This is a genomic window from Hymenobacter ruber, assembly GCF_054783255.1.
This window is the reverse complement of record NZ_BAAGQX010000004.1, coordinates 1,910,162-1,923,288: the sequence shown is the minus strand read 5'-3', so window position 1 is coordinate 1,923,288 and position 13,127 is coordinate 1,910,162. Positions and strand designations below refer to the sequence as shown.

The window sequence follows — 13,127 nt, the reverse complement described above, 5'->3', positions numbered from 1 at the left end:
AAAGCACAATTCCTGCGTAATTCGCACTCTATGCATTCCAATTCTTCGCCCTGGCGGCGGCCATTGCAACGGTTCTACTGGCATTCGGTGCTGGCGCTCACGCTGTTTTTTGTGTTGGGCACGCTGCTGCTGGTGTTGCTGGTGCGCGGCACGCTGTCGGGCCTCGATGTGCGGCTGGCGCTGGAGGTGGGCGGGCCGGTGGGGCTGCTGGTGGCCGCACTGGAAGTGTACGTGTACCCGCAGCTGTTTGCGCGGGTGCGGCTGGTGGCGCGGTTGGGCCTGGGCATGCTGTTTTACCTGGCGGGCTTCTGGCTGCTGCTCTTCCTCGTCCGCCGCATCTTTGGCAATGCCGTCGACAATACCCTGCTGGCCGCCCTCGATGCCGAGGGGTTCCAGAGCTGGCGCGCCCTGGCCATCCGGCCCGAGGGAAAGGCCTTCGTGCGGCTGCTCACGGGCTACGGCATCCTGAGTTTGTTTACCTCCCTGCTCTATCAGCTCAGTAATAAAATAGGCCGACCCGCGCTGCTGCGCTTGTTTCTGGGCCGCTACCACCACCCGGTGGCCGAGCAGCGCATTTTCCTGTTTGTTGATGTGAAGGGCTCAACCGCGCTGGCCGAGGAGCTGGGCAACGAGCGGTACAGCCACCTTATCCGCGACTTTTTCTTCGACATGGGCGCGCCCATCGTGGCCCACCGGGGCGAGATTTATCAGTACGTGGGCGATGAAGTGGTGGTGACCTGGGAGTGGCGGCCCGGCATTGCACAGGCCCGCTGCGTGCGCTGCTTCTTCGCCATGCAAGAGGCCATCGACCGCCGCCGCGACTATTACCTGCGCACTTACGGAGCTGTGCCCGCCTTCAAAGCCGGCCTGCACGGCGGCCCCGTGATGGCCACCCAGGTGGGCGCGGTGAAAATCGAGCTGGTTTTTCACGGCGACGTGCTGAATACTACCGCCCGCATCGAGGCCCAGTGCAACGCCCTGCATAGCCGCCTGCTGCTCTCAGCAGCGCTCTACGAGGCCCTGCCGCACCCGCCCGAATTTCGGTTCCAGGCCCTGGGCGCGTTTCCGTTGCGGGGCAAGGCGGGCACCGTGGCGCTGTACTCGGCCGAAATAGCGTGAATGGTTTGTGGCCGGTTACCTGTTATTTTCGTCTTCGTGCCCCTTGGCACCGATTTTCTGAACCAGGCTTTTATGTCTACCTATTTCGATGATTTTGCGGAGCCCGATGCCGCTCTGCCTGTCCAAGGCAGCGAGCTGGAGGCAGCAGGCGCGAAGTCCCGCCGGGCCAGCCTCACCGGCGCGGTGGCCACTACTGCCACCAGGCTGCTGCCCCTGGTGGCGCTGCTCGATTCCATTCAGCCCTCCGTCAGCAAAGAGTCAGTGTGCCGCATCCGGCGCAAGAAAATCAAGCAGCACTTTGTCGAATTGTACGCCGAATTGCACGCCGAGCGCCCCCGCCGCGAGGCTATTGTGCACGCCTTCCAGGCGCTGGCCGAGCTGGTGCAGGAAGAAACCCGCGACATCAGCAAAGACGAACTGAAGCAGGCCGCCAAGGAAGTGGTGCTGGCCACGCTCCAAAATGCGCCCGCGCTTATCAACATCGCGCACCAGGCCCGGTTGCTGGCGTAATCTGCAATAAAATCGGAGGCCTGATGGCCTGATGTCTTTTTACTGGTAATAAGCAAACCAGCGGGCGGCGGCCTCCCGAAACTCAGCGGCCTGCACGGCGTCATCCGTGGCCCAGGCCACAAACCCATCGGGCCGCACCAGCACGGCGCACAAACCCAGTTGCTCCTGCGCCCGGCCCGCAACGTATTCGAAGCCGGCAAACTCAGAAGCCAGCGCTTGCAATGCCGCATTTCCCGCAAAATCGAGCAGCAGGCCGCCGCCAGCGCGCAGGCGCTCACCAACCGTGGTGCCGTCCTCCAACGCGAAATTGGGCACGCTGCGGCCCACCAACGGATGGGTACGTCCGAGGTCGTAGCGCAGGGCAATGCCCCACACCCGGCCGGCAAAGTACGTGGTGCCGTCGCGCGTGTCCAGCAAATCGCGGATGATGCCTTGCAGGGCGTGGGCCTGCGGGCCGGGGCGCATAATGGCCACCTGAGCGCGGGACCAGTCCAGCACCTGCGCGCCCACGGGGTGCCGCTCGGTGCCGTAGCTGTCGAGCAGGCCGGCCGGGGCCTGCCCCTGAACGGTGGCCGCCAGCTTCCAGCCCAGGTTCATCGCGTCGCCCAGGCCCAGGTTAAGGCCCTGGCCGCCCAGGGGCGAATGGATGTGCGCGGCGTCGCCGGCCAGCAGCAGCCGGCCGTGGCGGTAAGCGGTGGCCTGCCGGGCCCGGTCGGTCCAGGTGGTGGCCACGTGCAGGGCCTTGACGGTGACATCGGTGCCCGAGATGCGGCGCAGCACGGCCTGCACGTGCTCCCGCGTCGCGGGCTGGCCGGATTGGTGAAAAGCCCCGCCGTCAAAATCCTGGAGCATTACGTAGCCGGGCTGCGATTGCAGGTACATGCCGGTGGGGGTGAGGTTGCGGCCGGGCCGGAGCTTTTCCGGGTCGGCCAGCTCCAGCCAAGTGGTATAGCCGGTGAACTCCGGCTCCGTGCCGGCAAATTCAAACCCGCCCAGCTTGCGCACCACGCTCCGGCTGCCATCGCAGCCCACCAGCCACCGGCCGCTGAAAACCTGGCCGCCGGCCTGCACCGTCACCCCGTCATCGGTTTGCTGGAAGCCGCTAACGCCCAGCCCGCGCCGGATGGTCACGCCCAGTGTTTCGGCGCGCCGCGTTAGCACCGGTTCCAGCTCCGCCAGGGCCGTTAGCAGGCTGGTTGCGGTCGAGCTGGGCAACCGAAACGGCCATTGGGCAGCATCAATATGGCCTTCTTCAAACGGAATGCCGGCGAAGTGCCCCACCTGCCGGCGCGGCCCTTGCCCGGCATGTTGGTGCGGGTTGGTCAGGCGCTTGTGCAGTTCCAGCTCTTGCAGCAGCCCCCGGCGGTCCAGCGCTTCAATGGATACGGCATTGAGCCCACGAATGCCGAAAGGCAGCTGCTTCAGGGGCGAGGTCGGGTTCTCCGCTTGCTCCAGCACCAGCACGGTGCAGCGGGCCAGGGCCAGCTCGGCGGCCAGAAACAGGCCCACCGGCCCCGCGCCGGAAATAATAACATCGTAGGCCGGGGCAGATTTTTCGTTGTTCAGTGTCATGTTCATGCTGCAAAGCTCCGGCCGGCTTGCGCGTCAGGCTTGTACAAACGCGACAAAATCGGGGCCGGCCGCCTGCTGCCGGTTCCGGGCATTGCGGGCAAAGGCGGCGGGCGTGGTGCCGCTGTACCGCTTGAATTCCCGGCTCAGGTGGGCCTGGTCGGCGTAGCCGAAGTCCTGCGCCAGGCCGGCCAGGCTGGCCGCCGGATGCTGCCACAAGTGGTTGCGCACCTGCTCGAAGCGCATCAGGCCCGACACGTCCTTCACCGTGTGGCCCGCCGCCTGCTTAAACTTCCGCTCCAGCGTCCGCACCGTGGCATGGGCTGCTGCCGCCACCTCGCTTACCGGCAGGGTGCCGTGGGCGGCCCGCAGGGCATCGCCGGCTTTGCCGAGCAGTTGGTTAGGGGCCGTTTCCGGCAGGCCGTTCAGGAAATACTGCCTTACTGCCGCTATGGCTGCGGCAATGTTGCCCGCGGCCATGAGTGGCGTCAGGGTAGCTTGCAGCCGGGCAATGGGGTGTTCCACCACGCGCACGCCGTCCTTCCCGGCCGGCAAGCCAAGCAGCTCAAACACCGTCCAGGGAAAGCACCGGATGCCGATAATTTCGAGCCGGTGTTGCGCCTGAAAATGTATTGGCTGGTTGAGCAGGCCCACCAGAAACGGGGAGGGCAGGGGCTGCTGGCCGTTTGGGGTGGCCATGCTACACGCGCTGCCGAAACTGAAAATGATTTCCGCGTAGCCGTCCGGCTGCACCTCAAAGCTCGCGGGGGAGGCGCCGAACTCTATCCGGTCGTACCAAAAGCACTTGATGGTAGCCTGGAGCGCTTCCGGCGGTTCGAATTCCTGATGATGCATGCGGAAAGATAGCGCCCCGGCGGACGTGGGCGGACAGCTTGTCAATCGTGCAAACCCGAAGCCGGCCCTTCGAACACCAGCCAGTTCGACTGCCGGTTGGTGTCCGTGCGCCGGTGGCCCAGCTTCACCACCTGGCTGCTGGCTCGGTACCAGCCTTCGTCCCAGCCGCCCATGTCCAGGTTGATGGCATTGAGCGCGCCCAGTTCCAGCAGGTCGGCCGCAAATTGCTGCATCGTGAGGTCATCAGCCAGGCTTTCCACCACCGCAAACCGATGGTTTTTCAGTTCCACCAGGGCCCGGCGCTGGAAAAAGCTGCCCCCGGCCTCCCGCACATTCCGGCCCCGAAACACCAGTAGCTCTTGCAACAGCAGCGTTCCGTGCTGCCGCTGCACCCGCGCCAGCTCCGCGCCGGGCGGCGACTGCCCTCTGGGAATCCGGGCAATGCGCAGCGAGTCGCCGGTAATTGTCAGTACCCCATCCAAAAAGCCCACCGTGGCCTTCGGCTGCACAGCGCGGCCCGGGCTCACCAGCAGGTCGAGCGGCTGGTCGGTATCCAGGTCGGTGTAGGCTGCGGCCACGCTCAGCTGGACGCGAAGGCCGGTTACCGCGGGCCGGCTCGCCAGAATCTTAATGGACAGATTTTGAGGGTGAAACATCGAATACTGATTGCCTCTTGCCGTGGTTCGTCCTTCTAACTCCACCTCTTGTGGCGAGTGGCTACAAGCGAAGCAACCAGTTAGCAACCAAATGAACAGGCAGTATTTAAAGGCGTGCATTTGAGGTAATGGGTGAGGAATAAGCTTAAGTCCTTAAACCCTGTTCATCTGTATAAAATTGTGTTCACGCCCGCCACCGCCTGAGTGACTTATGATGCGACAGAAGCTGCTGAGAATAGCAACTCACTTTTTCTGGGTTCGCAAAGTGCGAACTTTTGCTGTAGATTTGGCGTACCTACTATGAAAGTTCACCTCATCAAGCGGCAAACCGTTGAAGACTATGCGGCCCGGCACGCCCGTAGCCGCGCCGCTTTCGCACTGTGGCTGACGGCCGTGAAATATGCCGACTGGAATACGCCCGCCGATATTCAGCAAACCTTCGGCGCTGCCGATTTGCTGGGCAACGGCAGCAACCGCGTAGTGTTTGACATTGGCGGGAACAACTACCGCCTTATCGCCAGCTACGCCTTCGGCCAGCATCAGGTGCATCTGTTTGTGTGCTGGCTGGGCACTCATGCCGAATACAGTAAGCTGTGCGCCAAGAACCAGCAGTACACCGTCATACTATTCTAATCCCGCTAATGGACACCCTGAAATACACCGTTATTAAGGACGCACAGCAGTACCAAGCCTACTGTGCGCAGCTAGAACAGCTCGTTATCCAGCCGGCGCCCTCCGTTGCCATCCAGGAGGAAATCGACTTGCTCACGCTGCTCATCGAAACCTGGGACCAGGCCCACGCCACCCTGCCCGAAACCGACCCCATCGACCTGCTGCGCTCCCTCATGGCCGGCCGCCAACTGCTGGCCAAAGACCTGGCCACCGCTCTTGGCATAGGCAAAGGTGCCGTTTCGGATATCCTCAACCGCCGCCGGGGCCTGTCGAAAGAAGTAATCCGGCGCCTCGCCAGCTACTTCCACGTCTCGCAGGAAGCATTTAATCGGCCGTATGAGTTGGCCGTATCGGCCGCTACGCTACCCTAGAATGCGCAGGTGGTTCACATAAACGGCGGCATAAGCTACAAAACACGCCCCCCGCGCCCGCGCCGCCTCTTGCGTGGCTGGAGAGGCAGCAGAAGCTATTGCAGCGGCTCCCGACATTGCGGCGCAGTTTTCAGGTGGCCCTTGTAGGACGCCGGGTGCCCTTAGCTCAGCGTATAATTAAGCCCTGGGCCGTTGCCGTGCCGTGCAATCAGGCCGCGGTCAACCAGAATAGCCAGTATCTTTTTCACCGTAGGCGCGGGAATGGCCAGCCGCTCGGCGATGACCCCAGACCGGCAGCCGGGATTGTTTTCCACGAATAGCAAAACTGCTTTTTCGCGGGGCTGCAGTTGGCTGTCTGCGCCTTCGGCCGTGAGCTTCTGCAACAGTTGCTGCTGCACGTTGCCTAACGCGCTGAAAAAGAACGTCAGCCACGACGAGATATTCTCGCCCGGCCGCTGCGACTGGCACCGCTGCAGCTCGCGGTAATACTCGGTTTTGCGGCTTTCTATTTCGTGCTCCAGGCTCACGTACTGAATCCAGACGTAGCCCTGCTTCAGCAGGAGCAGGGTGGCCAGCAGCCGGCTGAGCCGCCCGTTGCCGTCCTGAAACGGGTGGATGCTCAAAAACTCGTAGCAGAACAGGGCGCATTTCACCAGCGGGTGCGTAGCCGTGTCTTGCGCATACCAGGCCAGCAGCGCCCGCATGGCGTCCTCGGTGGCGAAGCCCGGCGCGGTGATGGCAAACACCAGCCGCTTGGTGCCGTCGGGCAGGTGGGCTTCCACCGAGTTCGGGTGCTGCTTGTAGTTGCCCCGGTGCCACTCGTCTTTGCGGCTGAAGCGCAGCAACTGGCTGTGCAGTCCTTTCAGGCTGTTTTCGGTGAGGTCGATGTCGGCGTAGGAATCCGCAATCAAATCCAGCGCCTGAAAATACCCCACCACCTCCTGCGAATCCCGGTCTTCGAGCTTGGTAATGTCGGTGTTGCGCAGCAGCACGTCCACCTCCGCGTCGCTCATCCGCGAGCCCTCAATGCGCGTTGAGGCCCCCACGCTCCGCACCGTGGCAATGGCTTTGAGTTGTTTCAGGCTCTGGCCTTCGCGCCGCTCAATGGCCGACCACGACGCATCAAACCTATCCAGCTTGCTCACCGCCGCCAACAACCCCCAATCCAGCGTCACCGTCACCGTATGTACCTGCGTTTCCACGCCGCAAAAGTACGCGCCGCCCGCCGCGCCAGATACGGTACGATACGATAGGAGCTAGTAGCGATACGATAGAATGGTGCTTACCCGACCACCCCGCGCGCCCCCGCCGCCTCTTGAGTGGCGGAAGAGGTGAAGGAAGCTGCTCAGAAGTTCCTTAATCCGAACAAGAAGCTGTAAAGGGTCGCTAGTCCAAATGTCCCTTGCAGCCCGTAATCTTCAATTTCTTTGGTTTGGCCGTTAGTATAGCGAATGGTTAGATAAGCAGTTTGCGAATCGGTATAATCGACTTGATAATTATCTTCTAGATATGGCAAGTTAAGGTTTGCCAATAGTTTATTTAAATAATTGAGTTCTGACTTTGTCATAATTAAATTAAAATCACCCTTTTTTTCGACGTACTCAATTCCCTTATAGCTAACCGAGCCGTCCTGTTTGATTACAAGTTGAAAAACAGGGCATGTCCCAAAACACTGTGTTGTCGAAAACTTGATTGATTCGATTATGAGTTTTGAAGGATGAGTGGCATGAATTATAGGTTTGGCATCTATCACAAAAAGTGTGTCATGAGTTACACTATATGCAAGTCGGTTTCCCCAACCTCCGGTCTTCAAACGAGGAATCTTTGATGTCAAGCAGTGCATAACTAGGTAATCCCGATTTGACTTCGAGTAGATTGCCCAAGAAGTTGTGCCTCCGTGCATCCAATAATCAAGTGGATGGCCAATATCTACTTTGGAGTAGTGCTTGTGGTCGCTTGCAAGTACGAGGAATAAGTCATGAACTCCTCGTTTGCCCTCGTCAACAGATGCAGCTACAAAGAGGTCTATTTTTTCATCATGATTGAAGTCGGCTTTTAACCAATACTTCGGGTCAGAAGCCGGCAAAGCGGTACTATCTTTTATGATGGAATTTACTTCTTTTAGTTGAATAGACTTGTAATGATATCTGTGCTTTAGGTAAGCTTCAATACCAACCTTACTGCGCAAGGTGTCAATCTGAGCATTTGCAGCTAAGTACAGAAGAATCAGTAAAAGTGTTAGTAGGGATTTCAGTTTCATAAATAACAAACTGCCTGTAAAAGAAAAGGAAGCTGCCTATACCTAGACAGCTTCCTTTCAGATGCCAAAGACTATAAGATTACATATTCCGCCGGTACTGGCCCCCAACCTCAAACAGCGCGTTCGTAATCTGGCCGAGCGAGCAGAATTTCACCGTTTCCATCAGCTCGGCGAAGAGGTTGCCGTTGGCCACGGCCACTTGCTGCAGGCGCTTGAGGCGGGCCTCGGTCTGGTCGGCGTTGCGGGTGTGCAGGTTTTGCAGCATCTCGATTTGGTACTGCTTTTCCTCCTCCGTGGCCCGAATGACCTCGGCCGGCACCACCGTGGGCGAGCCCTTCGACGAGAGGAAGGTGTTCACGCCGATGATGGGGTACTCGCCGGTGTGCTTCAGCATCTCGTAGTGCATGCTTTCCTCCTGGATTTTGCCGCGCTGGTACATGGTTTCCATGGCCCCGAGCACGCCGCCGCGCTCCGTGATGCGGTCAAATTCGGCCAATACGGCCTCTTCCACCAAGTCGGTGAGCTCCTCGATGATGAAGGAGCCTTGCAGCGGGTTTTCGTTCTTGGCCAGGCCCAGCTCCCGGTTGATGATGAGCTGAATGGCCATGGCCCGGCGCACCGATTCCTCGGTGGGCGTGGTGATGGCCTCGTCGTAGGCGTTGGTGTGCAGGGAGTTGCAGTTGTCGTAGATGGCGTACAGCGCCTGCAGCGTGGTGCGGATGTCGTTGAAGTCGATTTCTTGGGCGTGCAGGCTGCGGCCCGAGGTCTGGATGTGGTACTTCAGCATCTGGCTGCGGGCGTCGGCGCCGTACTTCAGCTTCATGGCCTTGGCCCAGATGCGGCGCGCCACCCGCCCAATCACGGCGTACTCCGGGTCGATACCGTTGGAGAAGAAGAAGCTCAGGTTCGGCGCGAAGTCGTTGACGCTCATGCCGCGGCTCACGTAGTACTCCACAAACGTGAAGCCGTTGGAGAGCGTCAGGGCCAGCTGGGTGATGGGGTTGGCGCCGGCCTCGGCAATGTGGTAGCCGGAGATGGACACGGAATAGAAATTCCTTACCCGCTGCTGGATGAAGTATTCCTGCACGTCGCCCATCAGGCGCAGCGCAAACTCGGTGCTGAAAATGCAGGTGTTCTGGGCCTGGTCTTCCTTCAGGATGTCGGCCTGCACGGTGCCGCGCACCTGCGTCAGGGTGCGGGCCTTGATGTCGGCGTACACGTCGGCGGGCAGTACCTGGTCGCCGGTCACGCCGAGCAGCATCAGGCCCAGGCCGTCGTTGCCGGCCGGCAGCTCGCCCTGGTAGCGGGGGCGGGAGAGGTTTTTCTCCGCGTAAATCTGGTCGATTTTGGCGTCGACCTCCGCTTCCAGGCCCTGCTCCTTAATATAGAGCTCGCACTGCTGGTCGATGGCCGCGTTCATGAAAAACGCCGCCAGCTGCGCCGCCGGGCCGTTGATGGTCATCGACACCGAGGTGCTGGGGTTGGCCAGGTTGAAGCCCGAATACAGCTTCTTGGCGTCGTCGAGGCAGCAAATGCTCACGCCCGCGTTGCCGATTTTGCCATAGATGTCGGGCCGGTGGTCGGGGTCCTCGCCGTACAGCGTCACCGAGTCAAACGCCGTGCTCAGGCGCTTGGCCGGCAGGCCCATGCTCACGTAGTGGAAGCGGCGGTTGGTGCGCTCCGGCCCGCCCTCGCCGGCAAACATGCGCGTCGGGTCCTCGCCCTCGCGCTTGAAGGGGAACACGCCGGCCGTGTAGGGGAATTCGCCGGGGAAGTTCTCCTGCATGGCCCAGCGCAGGCGGTCGCCCCAGCCCGAGTAGCGCGGCGTGGCCACCTTCGGAATGTCGTTGCCCGACAGCGACTTGGTGTGCGTCTTCACCCGGATTTCCTTGCCGCGCACCGAGTACACGTACTCCGGGTTGCGGTAGTTTTGCAGGGTGCTTTCCCAGTTTTCCAAGATGGCCTGGCTGTCGGCGTCGAGGCGGCGGAGCTGGGTTTGCTTGTTCTTGGCAAACTCCTCCACCATGCTATCACTGCTCTTCTTCTCGTCGCGGTAGTGCTCTTCGAGCTTGGCAAAGGCGCCGGCCACTTCCGCAATCTGGGCCTGCTCGCGCACGCGCTGGTCGTAGGCGCGGTTGGTCTCGGCAATCTCGGAGAGGTAGCGGGTGCGGTGCGGCGGGATGATGTAAATCTTCTCCGAGTCCTCGGCGCTGGTTTCCAGGTGCGAGGCGAAGGTGGCGCCGGTTTTGGTTTCCAGCATCTTCAGCACCGCCCGGTACAGCCGGTTCATGCCCGGGTCGTTGAACTGCGAGGCAATGGTGCCGAACACCGGCATCTGGTCTGTGGGCGTGTCCCAGAGGCCGTGGTTGCGCTGGTATTGCTTGCGCACGTCGCGCAGGGCATCTTGCGCCCCGCGCTTGTCAAACTTGTTCAGGGCAATGACGTCGGCGAAATCGAGCATGTCGATTTTCTCCAGCTGCGTGGCCGCTCCGTACTCGGGCGTCATCACGTAGAGGCTGGCGTCGGAGTGCTCAATGATTTCGGTATCGGACTGCCCAATGCCCGAAGTCTCCAGAATAATCAAATCGTAGTTGGCGGCGCGCACCACGTCCACGGCATCCTGCACGTAGCGCGAGAGGGCCAGGTTGCTCTGGCGCGTGGCCAGGCTGCGCATGTACACCCGCGGCGAGTTGATGGAGTTCATCCGAATCCGGTCGCCGAGCAGGGCGCCGCCCGTCTTGCGCTTGCTGGGGTCGACGGAGATAATGGCAATGGTCTTCTCCGGAAAGTCAAACAGGAAGCGCCGCACCAGCTCATCCACCAGCGACGACTTGCCCGCGCCGCCCGTGCCCGTGATGCCCAGAATAGGAGCGGAGGACTTGGAAGAAAGCGTTTGGTTTTGATTGGACTCGCTGTGCTGAAACTCCTGCACCAACTGGCCTTTCACCCGCTCAAACTCCTCGGGGAAGTTCTCAGCAGCCGAAATCAGGCGGCCGATGCTGCGGGCGTCCTTGTCCTGAATGTGGCCGGCCTCGCCATTGAGGTTTTGGCCAGTGGGGAAGTCGGCCTGCTCCAGCAGGTTGTTAATCATGCCCTGCAAGCCCATCGCGCGGCCATCGTCCGGCGAGTAGATGCGGGTAATGCCGTAGCCCATCAGCTCGGCAATCTCGGTGGGCAGAATCACGCCGCCGCCGCCGCCGAAGATTTTGATGTGGCCCGCGCCGCGCTCCTTCAGCAGGTCATACATGTACTTGAAATACTCGTTGTGCCCGCCTTGGTAGCTGGTAATGGCAATGGCCTGGGCATCTTCCTGAATGGCACAGTCCACGATTTCCTGCACCGAGCGGTTGTGCCCGAGGTGAATCACCTCCGCGCCACTGCTCTGAATAATGCGGCGCATGATGTTAATAGCAGCATCGTGGCCATCAAACAAAGCGGCGGCCGTGACGATGCGAACGTGGTTCTGGGGCTTATAAGGCGCGGTGGGAGCGGGGTGCATACTATAAGGAGTAGGGCGGGACTTTCAGTCCGCGGCCGTGAGGGTGGAAACCGTGGGCGAAGGTACGAAAAAGCCCCGGCGGGGTCGGCCGGGGCAGAGTTTACAGCTAGTGACAACCGTAATAGCTTAGGCAGCGGCGGCACGATAAGCTTCTAGTCGTAATGAGGCATCGGTTAGAACAAAGGGAAGCTGGCCGGCTTGCGAGAGGGCTGACTGAATAGCATCAAGGTCCTGCTCTCCAGCTTGGTCCGTGAGATGACGCGGAAATTCCACCCACTCAATTTCCCGATAATCATACCAGCCGCGCGGCTTACCAGTAATCATTGCTTCCATTGACTTGCAGTAATAATTGAACTGGTAATCGGTATACTCATTTATGAGAAGCCATCGACCAAGGTATTCCTGCTCCCAAATCAATTTGACCTGACATTCCCTAATTAAGTTGTGATTCTCGACCATTACATGAAGCAGCTTTACCCACTTCGGATTGCTCATGAGGCCGACCAATCTACGGTTGGTAACAACCCGTTCCAGGAAGGCATCATCTCGAAGGATTTCTTGGCTTTGCTTCCGTTGGAAGAAGGAATGTGACATTTGAAGTAGTGTAATATGGTAAGCAATATAAAAGGTGCGAAAAACGCCCCGGCGGGATGGCCGGGGCGTTTCGGTTTTGTATATCTCGCGCTCATTGCCTAAATCAGCCAAACGTCAGCGGCGGGCTCAGGGCCAGGCGCCAGACCACGGCCACTACAATAGCTAAGCCCACCAGGCCCCAGGCCACGCGCGTGGCCTGCGGGCGCTTCACGGTTTCCGAGAATACTTCGTTGAGGCAGCCCAGGGCCAGTGGGGTCACCAGCAGGCCCATCATGGCCAGGTGCAGGGTTTCCTGCACGGTGAGGTAAGGCATTTTGGTGAGGGCAATGAAGATGCCGCCCGCCACCCAGGGCACGATGAGCGTGCTTACTACCATCAGTTGGCGCTTATCGTAGCGCATCACGGTGTGCGAGTCGTGGGCCTGCAGGAAGGCGATGGCCCCGAAATAGCCCAGGCCCAGCTGCACCAGCCCGGCTAGCAGCGCCAGTATCACGTTCATCACATTGCCAAGGCCCAGGAGCCAGTCGGGAACGTACCAGAAACCCGATTGCGTGAACGTATCGGCCAGCAAGGCCCCGAATACCGCGTTGCAGGCGTGAAAAGCTACCCACAGCAGCAGCAGCTTGAACTGCCCCCGCCGGGCCCGCTCGCCCCGCCAATACCAGCGAAACGCCACCAGGCCCAGCACCAGGCAGACCACCGGCCCGCTGCCATACACCGCGATGATGGCCGTGCGCCACCACTCGTTATCGGCCAGGGTGTAGCGGATGGTGCTGGGGTCCCAGATGCCGCGCAGCTGGAAGTGATGCGACACGGCCAGCTTGGCCGCCTGGTGCAGCCCCCACACCAGATAATAGGCCAGCACATACAGCGCCGTGCCGTTGGCAGCCACGATGTAGAATTTGCGGCGGTCGGTTTTAAGGGAAGAAAGAGTAGCGGTTTCCGGTTGCATAGGCAGCTTTACTGAAGCGGGCAAAATTGGGGAATCAGCAAAACTAAGCAGTTGGGCTGCAATTGCGATG

General features: G+C 60.4%; 12 protein-coding genes. 4 read left to right on the top strand and 8 right to left on the bottom strand.

Annotation, left to right across the window (positions count from 1 at the left end; genetic code table 11):
* The first annotated feature begins 30 nt into the window (after positions 1–30).
* Positions 31–1,119, top strand: a complete 1,089-nt coding sequence (locus tag ACYVM5_RS18730; protein ID WP_460619616.1) for an adenylate/guanylate cyclase domain-containing protein — start codon at positions 31–33, stop codon at positions 1,117–1,119.
* A gap of 72 nt (positions 1,120–1,191) precedes the next feature.
* Positions 1,192–1,629 (top strand): hypothetical protein, encoded by a 438-nt coding sequence (locus tag ACYVM5_RS18725; RefSeq protein WP_460619615.1) that lies wholly within the window; start codon positions 1,192–1,194, stop codon positions 1,627–1,629.
* Between the two features lie 39 nt (positions 1,630–1,668).
* On the opposite strand, the gene ACYVM5_RS18720 is transcribed toward ACYVM5_RS18725, so the two are convergent.
* From ACYVM5_RS18720 to ACYVM5_RS18710, 3 genes are read right to left on the bottom strand one after another with little or no spacing between them, the layout of a single operon-like run.
* Positions 1,669–3,207, bottom strand: coding sequence for an FAD-dependent monooxygenase (locus tag ACYVM5_RS18720; RefSeq protein WP_460619614.1), 1,539 nt, complete (start codon positions 3,205–3,207; stop codon positions 1,669–1,671).
* A gap of 27 nt (positions 3,208–3,234) precedes the next feature.
* Positions 3,235–4,053 (bottom strand): DUF6597 domain-containing transcriptional factor, encoded by an 819-nt coding sequence (locus ACYVM5_RS18715; protein ID WP_460619613.1) that lies wholly within the window; start codon positions 4,051–4,053, stop codon positions 3,235–3,237.
* A gap of 41 nt (positions 4,054–4,094) precedes the next feature.
* The gene (locus ACYVM5_RS18710) at positions 4,095–4,709 is read right to left on the bottom strand and encodes a hypothetical protein (RefSeq protein ID WP_460619612.1); all 615 of its coding nucleotides are present in this window, start codon (positions 4,707–4,709) and stop codon (positions 4,095–4,097) included.
* Between the two features lie 300 nt (positions 4,710–5,009).
* Between ACYVM5_RS18710 and ACYVM5_RS18705 the strand changes: the two genes are divergently transcribed.
* Both ACYVM5_RS18705 and ACYVM5_RS18700 read left to right on the top strand, forming a co-directional pair.
* Complete coding sequence (locus ACYVM5_RS18705) at positions 5,010–5,342, top strand: type II toxin-antitoxin system HigB family toxin (RefSeq protein ID WP_460619611.1); 333 nt, start codon at positions 5,010–5,012, stop codon at positions 5,340–5,342.
* Between the two features lie 8 nt (positions 5,343–5,350).
* Positions 5,351–5,752: a helix-turn-helix domain-containing protein gene (locus ACYVM5_RS18700; protein ID WP_460619610.1), complete on the top strand. Its 402-nt coding sequence runs from the start codon at positions 5,351–5,353 to the stop codon at positions 5,750–5,752.
* A 161-nt stretch (positions 5,753–5,913) separates the two neighbouring features.
* On the opposite strand, the gene ACYVM5_RS18695 is transcribed toward ACYVM5_RS18700, so the two are convergent.
* The 5 genes from ACYVM5_RS18695 to ACYVM5_RS18675 all read right to left on the bottom strand — a co-directional run bounded on the left by ACYVM5_RS18695 (position 5,914) and on the right by ACYVM5_RS18675 (position 13,057).
* On the bottom strand, positions 5,914–6,954 hold the full coding sequence (locus ACYVM5_RS18695; protein ID WP_460619609.1) for a Fic family protein: 1,041 nt from the start codon (positions 6,952–6,954) through the stop codon (positions 5,914–5,916).
* 143 nt (positions 6,955–7,097) lie between these two features.
* Complete coding sequence (locus tag ACYVM5_RS18690; RefSeq protein WP_460619608.1) at positions 7,098–8,012, bottom strand: DUF6438 domain-containing protein; 915 nt, start codon at positions 8,010–8,012, stop codon at positions 7,098–7,100.
* A gap of 79 nt (positions 8,013–8,091) precedes the next feature.
* The gene (locus tag ACYVM5_RS18685; protein ID WP_460619607.1) at positions 8,092–11,511 is read right to left on the bottom strand and encodes a methylmalonyl-CoA mutase family protein; all 3,420 of its coding nucleotides are present in this window, start codon (positions 11,509–11,511) and stop codon (positions 8,092–8,094) included.
* 126 nt (positions 11,512–11,637) lie between these two features.
* On the bottom strand, positions 11,638–12,105 hold the full coding sequence (locus ACYVM5_RS18680) for a hypothetical protein (protein ID WP_460619606.1): 468 nt from the start codon (positions 12,103–12,105) through the stop codon (positions 11,638–11,640).
* A gap of 103 nt (positions 12,106–12,208) precedes the next feature.
* Positions 12,209–13,057: a hypothetical protein gene (locus tag ACYVM5_RS18675; protein ID WP_460619605.1), complete on the bottom strand. Its 849-nt coding sequence runs from the start codon at positions 13,055–13,057 to the stop codon at positions 12,209–12,211.
* Between the last annotated feature and the right edge of the window lie 70 nt (positions 13,058–13,127).